The organism is Marinobacter mobilis (assembly GCF_900106945.1).
GTDB lineage: Bacteria > Pseudomonadota > Gammaproteobacteria > Pseudomonadales > Oleiphilaceae > Marinobacter > Marinobacter mobilis.
In genome coordinates this window covers 160726-181408 of sequence record NZ_FNNE01000005.1, presented here as the reverse complement: position 1 = coordinate 181408, position 20683 = coordinate 160726, and the positions used below count along the sequence as shown (strand labels likewise).

Annotated in this window: 22 protein-coding genes; 19 read left to right on the top strand and 3 right to left on the bottom strand. The window is 59.0% G+C overall.

The features are described 5' to 3' along the window. Positions 1-37: 37 nt before the first annotated feature. Both BLV11_RS09490 and BLV11_RS09485 read right to left on the bottom strand, forming a co-directional pair. Positions 38-1030: a WD40/YVTN/BNR-like repeat-containing protein gene (locus tag BLV11_RS09490; RefSeq protein WP_091812939.1), complete on the bottom strand. Its 993-nt coding sequence runs from the start codon at positions 1028-1030 to the stop codon at positions 38-40. A 248-nt stretch (positions 1031-1278) separates the two neighbouring features. Further along, positions 1279-2985, bottom strand: a complete 1707-nt coding sequence (locus BLV11_RS09485) for a sigma-54-dependent Fis family transcriptional regulator (protein WP_091812937.1) — start codon at positions 2983-2985, stop codon at positions 1279-1281. Between the two features lie 371 nt (positions 2986-3356). Between BLV11_RS09485 and BLV11_RS09480 the strand changes: the two genes are divergently transcribed. The 18 genes from BLV11_RS09480 to BLV11_RS09395 all read left to right on the top strand — a co-directional run bounded on the left by BLV11_RS09480 (position 3357) and on the right by BLV11_RS09395 (position 17902). Next, the gene (locus BLV11_RS09480; protein ID WP_091812933.1) at positions 3357-3617 is read left to right on the top strand and encodes a phenol hydroxylase subunit; all 261 of its coding nucleotides are present in this window, start codon (positions 3357-3359) and stop codon (positions 3615-3617) included. Positions 3618-3667: 50 nt separating this feature from the next. Continuing rightward, on the top strand, positions 3668-4669 hold the full coding sequence (locus BLV11_RS09475) for an aromatic/alkene monooxygenase hydroxylase subunit beta (RefSeq protein WP_091812930.1): 1002 nt from the start codon (positions 3668-3670) through the stop codon (positions 4667-4669). Next, positions 4666-4935 (top strand): MmoB/DmpM family protein, encoded by a 270-nt coding sequence (locus tag BLV11_RS09470; protein ID WP_091812928.1) that lies wholly within the window; start codon positions 4666-4668, stop codon positions 4933-4935. The genes BLV11_RS09475 and BLV11_RS09470 overlap by 4 nt, the downstream gene beginning before the upstream one ends. A 14-nt stretch (positions 4936-4949) precedes the next feature. Continuing rightward, the gene (locus BLV11_RS09465; protein ID WP_091812926.1) at positions 4950-6497 is read left to right on the top strand and encodes an aromatic/alkene/methane monooxygenase hydroxylase/oxygenase subunit alpha; all 1548 of its coding nucleotides are present in this window, start codon (positions 4950-4952) and stop codon (positions 6495-6497) included. Positions 6498-6562: 65 nt separating this feature from the next. Further along, the gene (locus BLV11_RS09460; protein ID WP_091812924.1) at positions 6563-6922 is read left to right on the top strand and encodes a phenol hydroxylase subunit P4; all 360 of its coding nucleotides are present in this window, start codon (positions 6563-6565) and stop codon (positions 6920-6922) included. 10 nt (positions 6923-6932) lie between these two features. Continuing rightward, the gene (locus BLV11_RS09455) at positions 6933-7994 is read left to right on the top strand and encodes an NADH:ubiquinone reductase (Na(+)-transporting) subunit F (protein ID WP_091812922.1); all 1062 of its coding nucleotides are present in this window, start codon (positions 6933-6935) and stop codon (positions 7992-7994) included. 13 nt (positions 7995-8007) lie between these two features. After that, the gene (locus tag BLV11_RS09450) at positions 8008-8319 is read left to right on the top strand and encodes a 2Fe-2S iron-sulfur cluster-binding protein (RefSeq protein WP_091812920.1); all 312 of its coding nucleotides are present in this window, start codon (positions 8008-8010) and stop codon (positions 8317-8319) included. A 41-nt stretch (positions 8320-8360) separates the two neighbouring features. Beyond that, the gene (locus BLV11_RS09445) at positions 8361-9284 is read left to right on the top strand and encodes a catechol 2,3-dioxygenase (RefSeq protein WP_091812918.1); all 924 of its coding nucleotides are present in this window, start codon (positions 8361-8363) and stop codon (positions 9282-9284) included. Positions 9285-9315: 31 nt separating this feature from the next. Continuing rightward, the gene (locus tag BLV11_RS09440; RefSeq protein WP_091812916.1) at positions 9316-10776 is read left to right on the top strand and encodes a 2-hydroxymuconic semialdehyde dehydrogenase; all 1461 of its coding nucleotides are present in this window, start codon (positions 9316-9318) and stop codon (positions 10774-10776) included. A gap of 7 nt (positions 10777-10783) precedes the next feature. Then, positions 10784-11641 carry an alpha/beta fold hydrolase gene (locus BLV11_RS09435; protein ID WP_091812914.1) on the top strand — a complete coding sequence of 286 codons (858 nt, stop codon included), beginning with the start codon at positions 10784-10786 and terminating at the stop codon, positions 11639-11641. Next, positions 11641-12426 carry a 2-oxopent-4-enoate hydratase gene (gene dmpE / locus BLV11_RS09430; protein WP_091812912.1) on the top strand — a complete coding sequence of 262 codons (786 nt, stop codon included), beginning with the start codon at positions 11641-11643 and terminating at the stop codon, positions 12424-12426. The genes BLV11_RS09435 and dmpE overlap by 1 nt, the downstream gene beginning before the upstream one ends. Before the next feature lie 37 nt (positions 12427-12463). Continuing rightward, complete coding sequence (locus BLV11_RS09425) at positions 12464-13399, top strand: acetaldehyde dehydrogenase (acetylating) (protein WP_091812910.1); 936 nt, start codon at positions 12464-12466, stop codon at positions 13397-13399. A gap of 13 nt (positions 13400-13412) precedes the next feature. Further along, positions 13413-14450 carry a 4-hydroxy-2-oxovalerate aldolase gene (gene dmpG / locus BLV11_RS09420; protein ID WP_091812907.1) on the top strand — a complete coding sequence of 346 codons (1038 nt, stop codon included), beginning with the start codon at positions 13413-13415 and terminating at the stop codon, positions 14448-14450. Beyond that, on the top strand, positions 14447-15241 hold the full coding sequence (dmpH, locus tag BLV11_RS09415; protein ID WP_091812905.1) for a 2-oxo-3-hexenedioate decarboxylase: 795 nt from the start codon (positions 14447-14449) through the stop codon (positions 15239-15241). The genes dmpG and dmpH overlap by 4 nt, the downstream gene beginning before the upstream one ends. 9 nt (positions 15242-15250) lie before the next feature. Next, the gene (locus BLV11_RS09410; protein ID WP_091812903.1) at positions 15251-15442 is read left to right on the top strand and encodes a 2-hydroxymuconate tautomerase; all 192 of its coding nucleotides are present in this window, start codon (positions 15251-15253) and stop codon (positions 15440-15442) included. 40 nt (positions 15443-15482) lie between these two features. Then, the gene (locus BLV11_RS09405; RefSeq protein ID WP_091812901.1) at positions 15483-16169 is read left to right on the top strand and encodes a class III extradiol ring-cleavage dioxygenase family protein; all 687 of its coding nucleotides are present in this window, start codon (positions 15483-15485) and stop codon (positions 16167-16169) included. Positions 16170-16223: 54 nt separating this feature from the next. Next, entirely contained in the window at positions 16224-17186 is a 963-nt protein-coding gene (locus tag BLV11_RS09400) for a ketopantoate reductase family protein (protein ID WP_245725976.1), read from the top strand. A gap of 176 nt (positions 17187-17362) precedes the next feature. Further along, the gene (locus BLV11_RS09395; RefSeq protein ID WP_091812897.1) at positions 17363-17902 is read left to right on the top strand and encodes a hypothetical protein; all 540 of its coding nucleotides are present in this window, start codon (positions 17363-17365) and stop codon (positions 17900-17902) included. Positions 17903-17963: 61 nt separating this feature from the next. Here BLV11_RS09395 and BLV11_RS09390 read toward each other — a convergent pair whose 3' ends face one another. After that, positions 17964-18977 (bottom strand): AraC family transcriptional regulator, encoded by a 1014-nt coding sequence (locus BLV11_RS09390; protein ID WP_091812895.1) that lies wholly within the window; start codon positions 18975-18977, stop codon positions 17964-17966. 178 nt (positions 18978-19155) lie between these two features. Here BLV11_RS09390 and BLV11_RS09385 point away from each other — a divergent pair, with 178 nt between their 5' ends. Then, positions 19156-20658, top strand: a complete 1503-nt coding sequence (locus tag BLV11_RS09385) for a flavin-containing monooxygenase (RefSeq protein ID WP_091812894.1) — start codon at positions 19156-19158, stop codon at positions 20656-20658. The last annotated feature ends 25 nt before the right edge of the window (positions 20659-20683 follow it).

Below are 20683 nucleotides of genomic sequence, written 5' to 3'. Positions count from 1 at the left end.
TGTGTGAATCGATGCAATCCGGCCATTGGTGGTTTCCTCACTTTTTACTGGCCAGGACGGCCGTGGGAATATCGAGGTTGAGCAGCAGCCCGCGGCCGCCCGCTGCCAGCAGTTGCCGGTTCTCGAGCAGAACGCCGCCACGCAGATACAGGGGCTGGTTCGGCGTGTTCAGGCTCAGCCACTGATTGCCACGCAACTGGAGGACCGTTGAGTTGTCGCCGAGCGCGAGCAGCTCCTGTTCACGGGTTACAAAGCCAAAAATCGGCGCACTGGTATCGGTGCTCTGGCGGGTCCAGGACTGGCCGCCGTCGTTGGTGTGGTAAATGAACCCGTTGAGGCCGCCAACCCAGCCGTCTTCAGCGGACCGGAAGTGGCTGGCATGGGGGTAGAACTCGTCGGGAAGATAGCCGGCGATATCCCAGTTCTCACCACCATCCTCAGTCTTGAGCAGCAGGCCGTATTCACCGGTGGCGATGGCATGATCGGCATCGAGAAACTGCAGGTTGGTGAGGATCGCATCTTCCTGGAGCGAGGCCTCCTGCCAGCTCGTCCCCTGGTCTGCGGAATGCTGGATCGTGGTAAAGCTGCCAGCGGTCCACCAGGCGTTATCCGGAGCGCAGGTCAGCGTCATCATCTGCTCGGGGCTGGGCAGATCATGGGAGGACCAATGGCGGGCATTGGCGTCCCCGTGCCATATCTGGTTGCTGAAGGTCAGAGCAATAAAGCTGCCGTCCGGGCAGCTGTCCAGGTCGATAAAGCTGTCATGGGTTGGTACTGCCACGCGTTGCCAGTGCTCGCTGTCGTGCGGCCGGGTCAGCAGGACGCCGGTGTTGCCTGCAACCACGATGACGTTGTCATTGTTGGCGACCGATTGGTAGAAGTCGGTACGCTGGATGGCATGCTGTGATTGCTGGTGGACGGCGTCCAGATTCAGCGGCGCTTCACAGCCCGTCAGCACAAGTGTGGACAGTCCTGCGAGGGCAACAGAAGGGAAGAGTGTGCCTCGAGGGCACCCTGACGCGTATTGCATGTTATGTCACCGTCATTGTTTTTGTGGATAAAGCGACTGACGGTGACTCAGCAACGGCTATGCCATCACGAGGTAATTGATTTTAACGTGTTGAAAATTAACAGTTAAGTTTTTGTTTTTAGCATTTCATCAAGTGCGAATGGAGGCTCGGGGAGCGGCTTGATTTTTATCAAATCGTTAACTGTATTCCGAGTTTGCTGATTTGATCAAAGGTGCGGAACGTCCGTGTTCTGGTGATGGTTCGAGCTTCAGGATTCGGCCAACAGTCCGGATTTCTTGAGCCGGTAAGCAAGGGCAGGGCGGGTCAGTCCCAGTATGCGGGCAGCTTTGGAGACGTTCTGGTTGGCCTGCTCCATGGCTTCTTTCATCAAGGTGCCTTCCACCTCATCCAGACTGATCTGGTTCCCGAGAATGTACTCGGCCCAGTGTTCCGGGGGTGCGCTCTGCTGATTGCTGATGACGTGGCCACCGGTATCGACACAATCCACGGGCGAGGTGCTGGCGATATGGGGGGATACGGCAAACAGTGATTCCTCACTGATCGATTCGTTGTTGTCCGTGAGAATGACACCGCGCTCAATGACGTTCTCCAGCTCGCGGATGTTGCCGGGCCAGTGGTAGTTCAGGCACAGGGCAAGTGCTTTATCCGAGAGCCCGAGGGTACGTTTGTCGTACTCGGAATGGAATTTATTCAGAAAGTGCTCGGCCAGCAGCGGCAGGTCTTCCAGGCGTTCACGCAGTGGCGGTATTTTTACCGGGAAGACGTTGAGGCGGTAGAACAGGTCGGCTCGGAAGCGTCCGGCCTCCACCGCCTGTTCCAGGCTTTCGTTGGTGGCTGCAATCACCCTGACATTGACCTTGCGGGTACGGTTGTCGCCCACCCGCTCCAGCTCGGATTCCTGCAGTACCCGCAGCAGCGTGGCCTGCGCCCTGGGGGTGAGTTCGATCACTTCATCAAGAAAGATGGTGCCGCCGTTGGCGCGTTCAAAGCGGCCTTCCCGGGACTGATTGGCGCCGGTATAGGCCCCCTTTTCAACCCCGAACAGTTCGGCTTCGATCAGGTCTGGCGGAATGGCCGCGCAGTTGACCGCCACAAAGGGTTCTTCGGCCCGTTCGCTGCGCAGGTGCACGCTGCGGGCGATCACCTCCTTGCCGACCCCGGTTTCCCCAAGCAGCAGCACCGACACCTTGCCCTGGGCGGCCTTGTCGATCATCTTGCAGACCTTGTTGTAAGACGCTGACTGCCCAATGCCGTAGTACTGGCCCTGCTGTTTCTGCATGCTGCTCCGTAGCGAGGTCAGCTGGGCCTGCAGATCGTACAGTTCCTCTATGAGCGGGTCGGCCTTGAAATAACGGGAAAATTCCTCGGCATCCTCCCACTGCTCGGCGGGTTTTCCCTCGATCACGCATTGTTCATCGCCACAGCCGCGGCAGCTGATTTCACGGAAAATGATCTCACGCCCCATGAACGACGAGGTGTAGGCGCAGGCATAGCCGAGCAGTGACCAGCAAACGGGCTGATCCATCTGGCCAAGCTCTGTCTGGCAGATCTCGACTTCAAAGGAGTCGATCCATTCCAGTTTGCCGTAGAACTCGCCGGTTTCCTGGTCAATGTCGATCTCCAGAGGGATGACCTTGACCATGCCCTTGAGTGAGTGCAGTTGGGGGCCAGCCAGGAAGATGTCGAGTTCGCTGCAGTGGGGGCGGAGCTTGCGGGCCAGTTCCGCATCCCGGATACCGGACTGGTAGCCGAGACGAAGGAAGAAGCCCTTGGCCCGTTCCACACCCATGCTGTTCACGATCTCCCGACGAAACGCGGCCATCGCATTCAGCTGCATAAGCAGCATGCGCTGCTCACCGAACCAAATTTTTCCTTCCGTGCTCTGGAACTGGATCTGCTCCGTAAGATCCCGGAAATCCACGTAATTAAGCTGTGGCTTGTAACTGACAGCCATGCTGGAAACCCCTTTTGTTGTTGTCGTGGGGAAGGCTCGCTCAGAGCACGTTGTGTTGTGTAGGGCCCTTTTATCTAACACCCGATGAAAGTCAAAAATCAATCAAATGATAAATTTTTCTGTCGACTAATTAACCAACTCGCGGTGCCTCAGCATTTGCTCAGATGGTTTCCGGAAGTTGATCATTTGATAAAAACAGGCGGCTTTCACGGCCTCCGCTGATGATCGGTTCAGCCATCGATTACCACGACTTTTCTTTAATAAATCCTTACAAAACAAGCGGCTGAAATTTTGTTGCCGGTATGGAATTCAATCTGGCACAGCGGTTGCTCCAGCCTCTCCAGCCAACAATAAACACAATGGGGCGCGCAATGATGACTCAGAGCGACAACACATCCTTCGATGAAATGACCCGCTATATCCGGGTACGCAGTGAACCGGGTGAACGGTTTGTTGAATTCGACTTCGCCATTGGCCATCCCGAGTTGTTTGTCGAGTTGGTGTTACCCCGCGAAGCCTTCGAGATTTTCTGCAGGCACAACAAGGTTGTGCACATGGACTCCGACATGATCCGCGAGATTGACCAGGACATGGTCAAGTGGCGGTTTGGAGAACGGGGCCAGCGTTATTAGGCAGTCACCATCCCTACCCACTTCCACAAAAACAACACGGTAAGGTTGTTATGAGTATCGAAATCAAGACCCATTCGGTGGAGCCGATCCGCCAGACTTACGGCCACATTGCCCGTCGTTTCGGCGACAAGCCGGCCTCCCGGTATCAGGAAGCCAGCTTCGATATTGAGGCCAAGACCAACTTCCACTACCGGCCACTCTGGGATCCGCAGCATACCCTGAACGATCCCACCCGCACCGCGATCCGCATGGACGACTGGTATGCCGTGACTGACCCGCGCCAGTTCTATTACGGCGCCTATGTGGGCAACCGCGCCAAGATGCAGGAGGCGGCGGAGAGCAGCTACGGGTTCAGCGAAAAGCGCAACCTGCTGACCCGGATGCCGGACGCCACCCGAGAGCAGCTGCTGCGCCTGATGGTGCCTCTGCGCCATGTTGAGCTTGGCGCGAACATGAACAACAGCAAGATTGCCGGCGACGCAACCGCGACAACCGTTGCCCAGATGCATATCTACCAGGCCATGGATCGCCTTGGCATGGGCCAGTACCTGTCACGCATTGCCCTGATGATTGATGGCAGTACCGGAGCAGCGCTGGATCAGTCCAAGGGCTACTGGATGACGGATGAGCTCTGGCAACCGATGCGTCGCCTGGTGGAAGACTCACTGGTGGTTGATGACTGGTTTGAACTCACCCTGCTGCAGAACCTCCTGATCGACGGCCTGCTGTACCCGCTGGTGTACGACAAGATGGATCAATGGCTGGGTGAGCAAGACGCCGAAGACATTTCCATGCTCACCGAGTTCATGCGCGACTGGTTCAAGGAATCCCTGCGCTGGACCAATGCCATGGTGAAAACCGTGGCTGGCGAGAGCGAGGCCAATCAGGCCTTGCTGCAATCCTGGATCAATCACTGGGAGCCGCGGGTTTACAGCGCGCTCAAGCCGCTGGCGGATGCCAGCACCGGCGTTGCTGCCCTGGACGAGCTCCGGGATCAGCTTGCCACCCGCCTGAACAAGCTCGGGCTGCAAAGCCAGGGAGAATCCGCATGAGTCAGCTCGTATTTATTGCCTTTCAGGACAACGACAACGCCCGCTACCTGGTGGATGCCATTGCCGCAGACAACCCCGAAGCCGAGGTACAGCACCAGCCGGCAATGATCCGGATTCAGGCGGAAAAGCGCTTGGTCATCAACCGGGAAACCATGGAAGAAGTGCTCGGTCGCGAGTGGGACGTTCAGGAGATGCTGATTGATGTGATCAGTATCGGCGGCAACGTTGATGAAGACGACGACCACTTCATTCTTCAGTGGAACTGATCAGGAGCCCCCTCATGGCTATCAAGAACAAGAAATTGAACCTTAAAGACAAGTACCAGTACCTGACCCGGGACATGGCCTGGGATCCGAGTTACCAGAAAAAAGAGGACATCTTCCCGGACGAACAGTTTGAAGGCATCAAGATTTCCGATTGGTCCCAGTGGGAAGACCCGTTTCGCCTGACCATGGATGCCTACTGGAAGTATCAGGCCGAGAAAGAGAAGAAGCTGTACGCCATTTTCGACGCCTTTGCCCAGAACAATGGCCACCAGAATATTTCAGATGCCCGTTACGTCAACGCGCTGAAACTGTTTCTGAGCGGTGTCTCGCCGCTCGAGTATGCCGCATTCCAGGGCTATGCCCGTGTTGGCCGGCAGTTTAGCGGCGCCGGGGCCCGGGTAGCCTGTCAGATGCAGGCCATCGACGAACTGCGGCATTCCCAGACGCAACAGCACGCCATGAGCCACTACAACAAGCACTTCAATGGTCTGCATGATGCCGCGCATATGCACGACCGGGTGTGGTTCCTGTCGGTACCGAAGTCGTTCTTTGACGACGCCCGCAGTGCCGGCCCGTTCGAGTTCCTGACCGCCATCTCCTTTTCCTTCGAGTATGTGCTGACCAACCTGTTGTTCGTGCCGTTCATGTCCGGTGCCGCCTACAACGGCGACATGGCCACCGTGACCTTTGGCTTCTCGGCCCAGTCCGACGAGGCTCGCCACATGACCCTGGGGCTGGAGGTGATCAAATTCATCCTTGAGCAGCATGAAGACAACGTCCCCATCGTCCAGCGCTGGATCGACAAGTGGTTCTGGCGCGGATTCCGCCTGCTGAGCCTGGTGGGAATGATGATGGACTACATGCTGCCCAACAAAGTGATGTCCTGGGCCGAGGCTTGGGAGGTGTACTACGAGCAGAACGGCGGGGCCCTGTTCAAGGATCTGGAACGTTATGGCATCCGTCCGCCCAAATACCAGGACATTGCCAATGATGCCAAGCATCACGTCAGCCATCAGGCCTGGAGCACGTTCTACCAGTATGGTCAGGCAACCAATTTCCATACCTGGATGCCGACCGGGGAGGAAATGGCGTGGTTGTCCGAGAAATACCCCGACACCTTCGACAAGTACTACCGCCCGCGCTTTGAGCACTGGGCGAAAGAGCACGCGGAAGGTCGCCGCTTCTACAACAACACCCTGCCGCAGCTTTGCCAGGTGTGCCAGATTCCGACCATTTTCACCGAGAAGGATGATCCTGGCCAGCTGAGTCACCGCCAGATCGTGCACGAGGGTGAGCGCTACCACTTCTGCTCCGATGGCTGCTGCGACATTTTCAGACACGAGCCTGAAAAGTACGTACAGGCCTGGCTGCCGGTGCACCAGATCTATCAGGGCAACTGTGACGGGGGCGACGTCGAGACGGTGGTGGCGAAGTACTACCACATCAACATCGGCGAGGACAATTTCGAGTACATCGGTTCGCCGGAACACCAGCGCTGGCTGGCCATCAAGGGCAAGGCTCCGGAGCCAGCTCCGGAGCGTTCCGGCCAGGACGCTGCCTGACCCGAGCTGCGCCCGCTTCCCCCCGGGTCCGGGCGCCACACCACAAAAACAACAAGGTGACCATCATGAGTGTAACCGCGTTATACGACTACAAGTTTGAACCCCGCGACAAGGTCGAGAACTTTCACGGCATGCAACTGCTGTATGTCTATTGGCCGCACCATCTGATCTTCTGCTCGCCCTTTGCGTTCCTGGTATCGCCGGACATGACCTTCGGCGCCTTTATCGAGGAAGTGCTGAAGCCGGCCGTTTTCGCCCATCCGGACGCAGCGAAGGCCGACTTCCTGAGCGCCCGCTGGCAGCTGAACGACGAGCCGTTCATCCCTGATGTTGCTGCAACACTCAGCGCCAGTGGCATTGATCACAAGAGCATGTTGACCGTCACCACGCCAGGGCTGGATGGCATCAACGGTTCCGCATCCTGAGGGTACTGCCATGAGTTACACCGTTACCGTAGAGCCCACGGGCGATCAGATCGAGGTGGAGGAGGGTCAGACCATCCTGCAGGCGGCCTTGCGTCAAGGGGTCTGGCTGCCGTTTGCCTGTGGGCATGGCACCTGCGCGACCTGCAAGGTCCAGGTGCTGGACGGCGATGTGGACGTTGGCGAGGCCTCGCCGTTTGCCCTGATGGACGTTGAACGGGATGAAGGCAAGGTGCTGGCCTGCTGTGCCACGGTGGACAGTGACGTCACCATTGAGGCCGACATTGATGTGGACCCGGACTTCGAGGGTTATCCGGTTGAGGATTGCCGGGCCCGGGTCACAGATATCGTGGACCTGTCGCCCACCATCAAGGGTGTTCACCTGAAGCTGGATCGGCCAATGACCTTCCAGGCCGGGCAGTACATCAACATCGACCTGCCAGGCGCCGATGGCCCCCGGGCCTTCTCGCTGGCGAACCCACCGAGCCGGGCGGATGAAGTCGAGCTCCATATCCGTCTGGTCGACGGTGGTGCTGCCACGACCTACGTACATCAGCAACTTCAGGTTGGCGACGAGCTGAGTCTCTCCGGGCCCTATGGCCAGTTTTTTGTCCGTCACTCCCAGCCCGGCGACCTGATCTTTATCGCCGGTGGCTCCGGCTTGTCGAGCCCGCAGTCAATGATCCTTGATCTGCTGGAGCAGAACGATGAACGCAACATCACCTTGTTCCAGGGGGCCCGTTCTCTGCCAGAACTCTACAACCGCGAGCTGTTCGAGGGGCTGGCCCGGGATCACGACAACTTCACCTACGTGCCGGCCCTGAGCCAGGCCGAAGACGATGCTGGCTGGACGGGCTTTCGTGGCTATGTGCATGAGGCGGCCATCGACCATTTTGATGGCCGTTTTGCCGGCAACAAAGCCTACCTGTGCGGACCGCCCCCGATGATTGATTCGGCCATCACTGCGCTGATGCAGGGACGTCTGTTTGAGCGCGACATTTTCATGGAAAAGTTCCTGACGGCGGCCGACGGTGCGGAAGATGCCCAGCGTTCGGCGCTGTTCAAGAAAATCTGACCGGAGGTGAGCCATGGTGCAGACCTTCCGGATTTGCGAGCAGCACAGTGGCCGGAGCTTCATCTGTGAACCCGGCCAGAGTGTGCTCAAGGCAATGGAGCAGCAGGGACTCAGGTGTGTGCCGGTCGGTTGCCGCGGCGGTGGCTGCGGTTTGTGCAAGGTCCGTGTGCTCGCCGGCGACTATGAATGCGGAAAGATGAGCCGGGTCCATATCCCCCCAGACGCTCTTGCAAAAGGGGAGGTTCTGGCTTGCCGGATCTACCCGCAGAGTGACCTGGCCATTGAATGCCAGCCGCAACAGGCGGTTGGCCAGGTGACCAAGTAAACAACCAAGCAAACAACAACAAGAGCGATGAGGTAACTGTCATGAAAAAAGGTGTCATGCGTCCTGGCCACGTCCAGATCCGTGTTCTTGACATGGATGAAGCACTGAAACACTACACGGACCTGCTGGGCCTGATCGAAACCGATCGGGATGACCAGGGGCGGGTTTATCTGAAAGCCTGGACCGAAGTGGACAAGTTCTCCGTGGTACTCCGTGAGGCCGACGAACCGGGCATGGATTTCATGGCCTTCAAGGTGGTCGATGAGACTGCGCTTCAGCAGCTTGAAAAGGATCTGGTTGCCTTTGGGGTTGAGGTTGAACAGATCCCCGAGGGTGAGCTGAAAGACTGCGGGCGCCGGATTCGCTTTACCGTTCCCTCCGGGCATGCGTTCGAGCTGTTTGCCGACAAGCTGTACACCGGAAAATGGGGTGTCACCGACGTGAATCCTGAGGCCTGGCCCCGGGGTCTGCAGGGTATGAAGGCGGTCCGTTTCGACCATTGCCTGCTCTACGGCCCGGAGCTGGCGGCGACCTACGATATCTTTGTCAACGTTCTGGGTTTCCATCTGGCCGAGCAGGTGCTTGACCCGGAAGGCAACCGCATTGCCCAGTTCCTGACGGTGTCCATGAAGGAGCATGACATTGCCTTTATCCACCATGAGGAAAAGGGGAAATTCCACCACGCCTCGTTCTTCCTGGAAACCTGGGAAGACGTTTTGCGGGCCGCCGACCTGATCACCATGACCGATACCTCGATTGACATCGGCCCCACCCGTCACGGCCTGACCCATGGCAAAACCATTTATTTCTTTGACCCTTCCGGCAACCGCAACGAAGTGTTCTGTGGAGGGGACTACACCTATCCGGATCACAAGCCGGTTACCTGGCAGGCCGAGCAGCTTGGCAAGGCAATTTTCTACCACGACCGCCAACTCAACGAACGTTTCCTGACCGTCCTGACCTGACCCGTAACCGATTAAACAGGATCTAGCAGACATGAAAGACATCAAGCACTACATCAACGGACAGTACGTGGGCTCTGCCAGCGGCAAACTGTTCGACAACATCAATCCGGCGAATGGCCAGGTGATCAGCAAGGTGCATGAAGCCGGCCGGGATGAAGTTGATGCCGCCGTGCAGGCGGCAAAGGCTGCTTTGCGCGGCCCTTGGGGCAAGATGACCCTGGATCAGCGCACAGCCATCCTGCACAAGGTGGCCGATGGCATCAACGCCCGTTTCGACGAGTTTCTCGACGCCGAATGCCTGGACACCGGCAAGCCGAAATCCCTGGCCCGTCACATCGACATTCCTCGTGGCGCAGCCAATTTCAAGGTGTTCGCGGACATGGTCAAGAACGTGCCCACGGAAGCCTTTGAAATGCCGACACCGGATGGCACCGGGGCGCTGAACTATGCCGTTCGTCGTCCCAAGGGGGTGATCGGTGTGATCAGTCCCTGGAACCTGCCGCTGCTGCTGATGACCTGGAAAGTCGGGCCGGCCCTGGCCTGTGGCAACACAGTGGTGGTCAAGCCGTCCGAGGAAACCCCAACCACCACGGCCTTGTTGGGCGAAGTGATGAAAGATGCCGGCGTGCCGGATGGGGTCTACAACGTGGTCCATGGTTTTGGTGGGGACTCTGCCGGTGCTTTTCTGACCGAACACCCGGACGTCGACGGTTTCACCTTCACCGGCGAAACCGGTACCGGTGAGGTCATCATGAAAGCGGCCGCCAGGGGTATCCGCGACATCTCCCTGGAACTGGGGGGCAAGAACGCCGGTTTGGTGTTTGCTGACTGTGATCTGGACAAGGCCATCGAGGGCACCATGCGTTCGGCATTTGCCAACTGCGGCCAGGTCTGCCTGGGCACCGAACGGGTGTATGTGGAGCGGCCGATCTTTGATGAATTTGTCACTCGTCTCAAGGTTGCTGCTGAAGAGCTCCGGATCGGTCCTCCGGACGACAGCGACGCCAGCATGGGGCCTCTGGTGAGCCTGAAGCATCGTGAGAAGGTGCTGTCGTACTACCAGAAAGCCGTCGACGACGGCGCCACGGTGGTCACCGGTGGCGGGGTTCCCGACATGCCCGGGTCGCTGGCCGGTGGCGCCTGGGTCCAGCCCACCATCTGGACCGGCCTGGCGGATGATTCCGCCGTGGTCACGGATGAGATCTTCGGGCCCTGCTGCCACATCCGCCCCTTCGATACCGAAGAGGAAGCCATCGATCTGGCGAACAGCCTGCCCTATGGACTGGCTTCGGCCATCTGGACCGAGAACGTGACCCGGGCCCATCGTGTTGCCGGCCAGATCGAGGCCGGCATTATCTGGGTCAACAGCTGGTTCCTGCGGGATCTGCGCACGCCCTTCGGCGGCAGCAAACAGTCCGGTGTCGGTCGCGAGGGTGGGGTGCATTCGCTGGAGTTCTACACCGAAATGAAGAACGTCTGCATCAAACTGTGAGGTTGCCATGAATGCACCCGTAGACAGCCCAGAGATCGGGCGTGAAATCATCGCAGCCGGATTCCGCACCAATCTGCATGACCAGGGCGATGGCTTCCCGGTCATGCTGATTCATGGCTCCGGGCCTGGGGTCACAGCCTGGGCCAACTGGCGCCTGGTGATTCCGGAGCTGGCGAAGCAGCGCCGGGTGATTGCGCCGGACATGCTTGGCTTCGGTTACAGCGAGCGACCGGCCGACCGGGTCTATAACCGTGAACGCTGGGTCGCCCATGCCCTCGGTGTGATGGACGAACTCGGACTGGAGCAGGTGGATCTGGTGGGCAACTCCTTTGGGGGCGGGCTGGCGTTGGCGCTGGCGATTGAACACCCGGGTAGGGTGCGCCGTCTGGTGCTGATGGGCTCAGTCGGGGTGAGTTTTCCAATCACCAAAGGGCTGGATGCGGTCTGGGGCTACCAGCCGTCCTTCGACACCATGCGGGGCTTGCTCGATGTGTTCGCCTATGACCGTAGCCTGGTGAATGACGAGCTGGCGGAGCTGCGCTACCAGGCCAGCATCCGCCCGGGGTTTCAGGAGTCCTTCGCGGCCATGTTTCCGGCTCCGCGCCAGCGTTGGGTAGACAACCTGGCCAGCCGGGAGGCGGATATCCGGAGCCTGCCTCACGAAACCCTGATTCTGCACGGCCGGGAGGATCGGGTGATACCGCTGCAGACGTCACTGACCCTGGCTCGCTGGATTGAACGTTGCCAGCTTCACGTATTCAGCCGTTGTGGCCACTGGACCCAGATTGAACACGCCGACCGTTTTACCCGGTTGGTCAACGATTTTCTCGACGAAGCCGATCAAGCGGCTGCAGGAGATTCCTGATGGAACAAACACATATTCAGATGCTCGGCGACGAGCTCTACCAGGCCATGCTCAAGCGCGAGGCGGTGTCGCCGCTGACCAGCCGCGGAGCAGACATCACCATCAATGATGCCTACCACATTTCCCTGCGCATGCTGGAACGGCGGCTGGCGGATGGCGCCTCGGTGATCGGTAAGAAAATCGGCGTCACCAGTAAGGCGGTGCAGAACATGCTCAATGTGCACCAGCCGGATTTCGGTTACCTGACCGACGACATGGTGTTCAACAGCGGTGAGGTGATGCCCATCAGCGAGCGGCTGATCGCCCCCCGTGCCGAGGGTGAAATTGCCTTCATCCTGAAAAAGGATCTGACCGGCCCGGGCGTGACCAACGCCGACGTACTGGCGGCCACCGAATGCGTGATGCCCTGTTTCGAGATTGTCGATTCGCGCATTCAGGATTGGAAGATCGCCATTCAGGACACCATCGCCGACAACGCCTCCTGCGGTCTGTTCGTGCTGGGTGACCAGGCGGTGTCGCCCCGCAAGGTCGATCTGGTCAGCTGCGGCATGGTGGTTGAAAAGAACGGTTCGGTGATCAGTACCGGTGCGGGTGCCGCGGCGCTGGGATCACCGGTGAATTGCGTCACCTGGCTGGCCAACACCCTGGGTGAATTCGGTATTTCCCTGAAGGCGGGCGAGGTCATTCTGTCCGGCTCGCTGGTGCCGCTGGAACCGGTGAAGGCCGGCGACACCATGCGGGTTGATATCGGTGGTATCGGCAGCGCGTCTGTTCGTTTTTCCTGACCGCCCAGTCGCCAAGAACAATGATGAGGAACAGGTTATGAGCAAGAAACTGAAAGCCGCCATTATCGGCTCGGGCAACATCGGCACCGATCTGATGATCAAGATCCTTCGTAATGGCAAGCACATCGAAATGGGGGCGATGGTAGGCATTGATCCGGAATCCGATGGTCTCGCCCGAGCCCGTCGCATGGGGGTGGCCACCACTCACGAAGGCGTCGACGGGCTGGTGAACATGCCCGAATTTGCCGACATCGACATTGTGTTCGATGCCACCTCCGCCAAGGCCCACATGCACAACGAAGTATTCCTGCGTGGCCACAAGGAGGGCATCAAGATTGTCGACCTGACCCCGGCGGCCATTGGTCCCTACTGCGTACCGGTGGTGAACCTGGAGCAGAACCTCCATGAAGGCAACGTCAACATGGTGACCTGCGGCGGCCAGGCCACCATTCCCATGGTGGCGGCGGTATCCCGGGTGGCGAAGGTGCATTACGCCGAGATCGTCGCGTCGATCTCCAGCAAGTCGGCCGGCCCCGGCACCCGCGCCAACATTGACGAGTTCACGGAGACTACCTCCAAAGCCATCGAGGTGGTGGGCGGTGCCCAGAAGGGTAAGGCCATCATCATCCTCAACCCGGCCGAGCCCCCGTTGCTGATGCGCGACACGGTGTATGTGTTGTCCGATGCGGCCGACCAGGCTGAGGTGGAAGCCTCGGTGGAAGAAATGGTCAAGGCCGTCAACAGCTACGTGCCCGGCTACCGTCTGAAACAGAAGGTGCAGTTTGATGACATCCCGGCGGATCAACCGCTGAATGTCCCGGGCCTGGGCCGCTTCAGTGGCCTCAAGACGTCTGTTTTCCTGGAGGTCGAAGGCGCCGCCCACTATCTCCCGGCCTACGCCGGCAATCTCGACATCATGACTTCCGCTGCCCTGGGCACTGCCGAGCGCATCGCCGAGTCGCTGGTCAACTGAGGAGAACCCATCCATGACCTTCAATCCCGGTAAGAAACTGTATATCTCCGACGTGACCCTGCGGGATGGCAGCCATGCCATCCGCCACCAGTACTCCATCAAGAACGTGCAGGACATCGCCCGGGCGCTGGACCAGGCCAAGGTGGATTCCATCGAGGTGGCCCACGGCGATGGCCTGCAGGGGTCGAGCTTCAACTACGGCTTTGGTGCCCACACCGATCTGGAGTGGATCGAAGCCGTGGCCGAAGTGGTCAGCCATGCCCGAATCGCCACCTTGCTGCTGCCTGGCATTGGTACCGTCCACGACCTGGATAATGCTTATAACGCAGGTGCCCGTATCGTCCGCGTTGCCACTCATTGCACCGAAGCCGACGTGTCACGGCAACACATCGAACACGCCCGCAAGCTGGGTATGGATACGGTCGGTTTCCTGATGATGAGCCACATGCAGACCCCGCAGGGACTCGCTGAGCAGGCCAAGCTGATGGAAGACTACGGCGCCACGTGCCTCTACGTGGTCGATTCCGGTGGAGCGATGAACATGAATGATATCCGTGACCGCTTCCGTGCCCTCAAGGATGTGCTCAAACCGGAAACCCAGACCGGTATCCATGCCCATCATAACCTCGCCCTCGGGGTGGCCAACTCCATCGTCGCGGTGGAAGAAGGTTGCGACCGCATTGATGCCTCCCTGGCAGGCATGGGCGCAGGCGCTGGCAACGCACCGCTGGAAGTGTGTATTGCCGCCTTCGACAAGATGGGCTGGGAACATGGTACCGACGTGTACGCGCTGATGGACGCTGCCGATGACATCGTCCGCCCACTGCAGGACCGCCCGGTACGGGTAGACCGGGAAACCCTGGCCCTGGGTTACGCCGGTGTCTATTCCAGCTTCCTGCGTCACTCCGAAGTGGCCGCACAGAAATACGGCCTGAAGGCTGTGGACATTCTGGTAGAGCTGGGTCAGCGCCGTATGGTGGGTGGCCAGGAAGACATGATTGTGGATGTGGCGCTGGATCTCCTCGCTGCACAGAAGGAGCAAAACGCATGAGCAAGACATTAACGCAGGAACAGGTGCTGGCACTGGCGGAGCATGTGGAAAACGCTGAGCTGCAGGCTCATGACATTACCAAGGTCACCAATGATTACCCGGACATGACCTTTGAGGATGCCTACGACGTGCAGTGGGAAATTCGCCGTCGAAAGGAAGCTCGCGGTAACAAGATCGTGGGTATGAAAATGGGGCTTACCTCCTGGGCCAAGATGGCCCAGATGGGGGTTGAGACCCCCATCTATGGCTTCCTGGCTGATTATTTCAGCGTGCCGGATGGCGGCGTTGTGAATACGAAGGAATTGATTCACCCGAAAATCGAAGCCGAGATTGCCTTTGTCACCAAGGCCCCCCTGCAGGGCCCTGGGTGTCATATTGGCCAGGTTCTGGCTGCCACCGACTTCGTGATTCCTGCGGTGGAAGTTATTGATTCCCGTTACGAAAATTTCAGGTTCGATCTGGTGAGCGTTGTCGCGGATAACGCCTCCTCGACCCGCTTCATCACCGGGGGGCAGATGGCCAATGTGGCAGACCTTGACCTGAAAACCCTTGGCGTCGTGGTGGAAAAGAACGGTGAGGTCGTGGACGTGGGCGCCGGTGCGGCCGTGCTGGGGCATCCGGCTTCCAGCGTGGCCATGCTGGCCAACTTGCTGGCGGAACGGGGTGAGCACATTCCCGCCGGCACGTTCATCATGACCGGCGGTATTACCGCCGCCATCACGGTGGAGGCGGGCGACAATATCACTGTGCGGTATCAGGGACTGGGTACGGTGTCGGCCCGCTTTGAATAAGGAGGCGTTATGCCTGTTGCGCAGATCAATATCCTGGAAGGTCGCAGTGATGAGCAGAAAGAGACGCTGATCCGCGAGGTCAGTGAAGCGATTTCCCGCTCCCTGGGCGCACCGCTGGAAAGTGTCCGCATCATCCTTAACGAAATGCCCCGGCAGCACTTTGGCATTGGTGGGCAATCGGCGAAAAAGCTGGGGCGTTGAGCCCCGGTCTTCAAGCCGGGATGGCCTCTGGAGGGAAAACGTGAACAAGCTTCCTGTGTTGTTTGTTTCCTGCAACGTTGAACGCCTGCCATTTCAGGCGCAGGCCAGTTCCGGCCTGACCCGATTGCTCCGGGGAATGCACTACGACAGTGTGTTACTGATCTCCAGCGATCCGGGCATGCCCGGTCCGGAAGTTCGGTGCACAACGGGGGATGGGGGGACCGCGGAGAAAATCCGCAGGCTGCTGAACCTTGGTGACGTCTCGTCGAGAACGCCGCCCGAACGGGCAAGTCATCGTGAGAAACTGCTTCGGGTGCTGCTTGCCGACGAACCGCAAGACGTATCAGAGCTGAACCTGAATACCGGTATGAGCGAGTTGGAGTACCGGCGCCTGGGACAGTGTCTCAGGGGCTTGAGGGAGCGCGGTGTCCTGATGATCTGTCTGGATGACATTGAGGGACAGGATGAGGGCAGGGGGGTGGCGCTGCATGACCGCCAGCTTCGGGACATGATCGGGGGATGGGTTCTGGATCAGCAGTGGGGGGCTGCGCTGTCATTCAAGGGCGACATGCCCCGGGCGGTGTCTGTATCTGTGCTGGATGATCCAACCGTGTGCCTGCTGAATGCGGCCTTCTCTCTGGGCGACTCCAAGTTTCCTCAGCGGATGTTCAGCTCCAGAATGAGTGAGGCGAACCAGAGTCTCTCGGGGTTTGGGTGGATGCGTTAATCCCTGGCGTCTCTGCTATCATCAACCGCGACTTGCCCCAGGGTCTGGACCGTGATGACAACACGAACACTCAAGCTCCTCATGATCGGTGCCGGCGGCATCGGAGGCTACTATGCGGCCCGCCTGGCCTCGGCCGGTCACCAGCTGGTTGTTACCGCCCGCGGCCCGCACCTTGAGGCCCTCCAGGCACGGGGGCTGACGGTAGACTACGAAGGCCGACGCTTCGATTGCCGTTTGCCCGCCTTCGACCATGCCTCGCTGATCAACGCCTACCACCCGGATGCGTTCGATCTGGTTCTCATTGCCCTTAAATCCACCGCTACCGAACCGGTCATGGCTGAGCTGGGTGACTGGCTGAGAACCGGTTCCGTGCCGGTCCTGTCGCTGCAAAACGGAGTCGACAACGAGCCAGTGATTGCTGCAGTGGTCGGTGAGCAGCGCGTACTGGGTGGTTTGGCCGTTCGGATCGGTGGGCATATCACCGCGCCTGGGCAGGTGTTCGCTGAGGGTGTGGCGCAGGTGGTGATGGGGGCGTGGCCACTTGGCCGAGACCCGCTGGATCCGCGACGGACACTGCTGGCAGCGCTGGAAACGGCGTTCAACGACGCCGGGATTCCTACCACCATTACGGACAATATTCGCTACGAACTCTGGCGCAAGCTGGTGATCAACAATGGCGTCAATCCGCTGTCCGCGCTCACCGGGCTTGATACCCGCCGCCTGACTCACCACCCGGAATTCAGCAAGATTGTCTACGGTATGATGGCGGAGACGGTGGCGGCCTCAAAAGCGGACGGGGTTAACCTCGGCCAGAACGATCTGGACGACATGTTTGAGCTTATCAGCACCTTCAATGCCATCAAGACGTCGATGCTGGTGGACAAGGAAAAGGGCCGGCCGCTGGAGCTCGACAGTATCGCCGGCGCGGTGCTTCGTCGCTGTGAGGCGCAGCAGGTTGCTGCGCCGTATACGTTTACGGTGAACGCACTGTTGAAAGCGGACACCCCGGTCTCATAATATTCATCCATAGTTCACATTCGGCACCTCCCCTGAATCAGAGATCTGGGGTAAGGTGCCCTCAGGTGCGCACGGTTACCTTGGTGACGCCCGGGTAACACGCCAGGAAGGCAGTCTTGAACGAACAGGGACGCAGCTCACCCCGCTTTAATCCCTGACGAATTGAGACGCCTGGCATGATGCAACCGAGTATCGGAGACCCGCCCCAGGTGCGGGCACAGCACACGGAAAAGGCAAAGTCTGCCATCACGGCGCTGCTGAACCTGATCCACGAAGGACAGCGGCCGTTTGTGTTGCTGGAAATAGAAAAAGACCTGAAAGAATCCCGCCCACCTGCGCAGGCCGTGTCGGCCGCTATTGATCCGACGGTCAGAGGCCTCGCTGACCCTCGTCGGCTAGCACGGCGCCGACGGCTGGTTAGCCGCTGCATCACGTTGCTGATCGTGTTCAGTTTCCTTGCCCTGAACCGGGCCCCCCAAGTTGATCTGGCGCTGGAGGTGTCCCGGGAGATTGCTGTTTTTCTCCTCCTCCTTGGCTGGACCGGATGGCTGGTGTCGGCCGCGTTGTGCCTCTGGGAATTCGTTCTCCGCCCGTTACGGGGCCGATGCGTTCAACGAAAAATTGCGGTGCTGCAGAGTGAAATCTCCAGTTGTTACCACCGTGAGGCGGTGCTGGTGGCCTGTGAGGAATTGCGTTGGGATATGAGTCAGCGTTGATTTCTCACCGGCCCGCGTGCCTGGCGGTTGCTGTAGGGGCAGGTATCAGCGTGGGGCTGAGCTAACGCAACCAATGCTTGCGATAGGCTTTGGGTGTCAGTTGGAACCAGTCCCGGCAGGCTCGGGTAAACGTGGATTGTTCGGAATAGCCCAGTAACCCGGTGATCTGGGCAAATCCGAGATTAGGTTCCTGCAGATACTGCCGGGCCAGTCTGCATCGTTCGTCGCTGAGCAGCTGTTCGTAGGTGGTCCCTTCCCGCGCCAGTCGTCGTTGCAGGGTACGTTTGTGCATGGAAAGGTGGGCGGCAATGGCTTCACTGCTGCAGTGGCCCGTTGGCAGCAGAGAGTTGATCAGCCGGCTGACGTCTTCTGAGAGGCTATTGGCATTGGGTGCCTGCTGGGAATCGAGATAGCGTTTCGCCATTTGCCAGGTCTGGTGGTCGGCACTGGACAAGGGCATGGCAAATGCTGTCAGCGGCAGGTAAAACCCGGACCAGTCCTGTCCGAAGTGTGGCTCACAGCGGTAGACCTTGCGGTAGATCGACTCGTCGGCGGTGCGGTTGTGCATGAAGTGCACCGACAGCGGCTGAAAGTCATTACCGCACAGCAGCTTCATGACCTGTACCGCATTGGCGAGGCTCAGCTCATGGGCCTGGATCCGGTAGGCTTCACCCTCACCATCAATCATGAACCTGAAACGGATCATGGGGTCACCATCCACCGTCTCCTGCGTGGTGGTGAGCGCCAACGCCGGGCAATGGAGATGCAGGTAGCCGGCGATACTGTTAATGGCCTCGCCCACGGTCTTGGAGCTGCGTGCAATCACCGAGATGGGCCCGAGAATATCCATGCCCTGATACTCCGCGAGCATCATTCCGAAGGTCGGGTCGGCCAGTTCGGCGGCCGTGTCTTCCAATAGCTCGGTGAGGTGCTTGAACACCAGAAAGGAGGCATCGTCCCGCTGTCCGGACGGCGGGATATGATACCGGGACAGCAGTGGCAAAGGGTCGCCCCCTTTGCGTCTGACCTGCTCGTCATACCCCCAAAGGTTGGTGGCCCTGATGAGACTGGACACAAGTCCTCCGGATACTGCGCCAGGTTGAGCACAGGCGTCCTACGCAATTCTCGCGTGCAACTGCGCACGACACCTGTCGCGATTCGACAAAAATATGTCCGGAACCGGCAATAATGTCAAGCCAGGGATTTGTCATAGTTGAAACAGAAACCGCGAAACCTATAACAAGGACAACAACATGACGACGCAGCATTTCGACCTGATCATCATTGGTGCAGGCCTGTCCGGAATCGGCAGTGCCTGCCGCATTGCCCAGGAATATCCTGACAAGAGCCTGGCCATTATTGAGCGCCGCGAAAAAATGGGCGGCACGTGGGATCTGTTCCGTTACCCCGGTATTCGCTCCGATTCCGATATGGCCAGCTTCGGTTACAACTTCAAGCCCTGGCATTCCGATAAAGTCCTGGCGAAGGGTGGCGACATTCGCGACTACGTGGCGGAAACCGCGCGGGAGTTCAATCTTCAGGACAAGGTGCATTTTGGCCTGCATATCACCAGCGCTGACTGGTCCAGCGAAGACCAGCGCTGGACGGTAACCGCAACCCACGAGAAGAGTGGCGAACCCCGTCAGTTCACCTGCAGTTTCATGCTCAACTGCGCGGGTTACTACAACTTCGATCAGGGCTACCGTCCGACATTCAAGGGCGAGGAAAACTTCAGAGGCGACATCGTCCACCCCCAATTCTGGCCGGAGAGCCTGGATTACAGTGGCAAGAAAGTGGTTGTAATCGGCAGTGGCGCCACCGCGATCACGGTTGTGCCGGCCATGGCGGAGAAGGCTGCCAGCGTCACCATGCTCCAGCGTTCGCCGAGCTACATCATGGCGATGCCGGATACCGACAAGATATCCATGGCGCTGAACAAGGTCCTGCCGAAAGATCTGGTCTTCAGGATGGCGCGCAAACGCAACATTCTCTTCCAGCGTGGCCTTTACCTGGCCTGTGAGCGATGGCCGAATGCCATGCGTAAGGTGATGCTTGGCCACATGCGCCGCCGGGTAGGGCCTGATGTTGATATGCGCCACTTCACCCCGAAGTACAATCCCTGGGAGCAGCGACTGTGTGCGGCCCCGGATGGTGACTTCTTCACAAGTCTGCGCTCCGGCAAGGCCGGTATCGTGACCGATCATATCGATCACTTCACCGAAAACGGCATCGTGCTGAAGTCCGGGCAAACGCTCGACGCCGACCTCGTTGTGACCGCGACGGGCCTGGATGTTCAGCTGATGGGGGGACTGCAACTGCTGCTGGATGGCACGGCGGTCGATATGCCCAGCAAGATGACCTACAAGGGCATCATGCTGCAGGACGTGCCGAATTATGGCTGGATCTTCGGTTACACCAACGCGCCCTGGACCCTCAAGTGTGACATCGGAGGCCAGTACATCTGTCGCCTGTTTGATGAGATGGGCAAGCGTGGTGCCGCCGTGGTTCGGCCGGTCGATACCACCGGCAATGAAACCGGGGTCGGCATGCTGGATGAGTTTGCGCCGGGTTACATCGTTCGCGCCAAGGACCGCATGCCCCGACAAGGCCGCTCAGGTCCCTGGAAAGTCACCATGCACTATGGCAAAGACAAGAAAATGCTGGTTGAAGACCCGGTCGCTGATGGCCAGCTGCAGTTTGAGAAACCCGTGGCAGCCAACTCTGGTAATATCCGCACCCTCAAGGCCACGGCCTGATTAAGGCGGATATCAGGAGGAATGA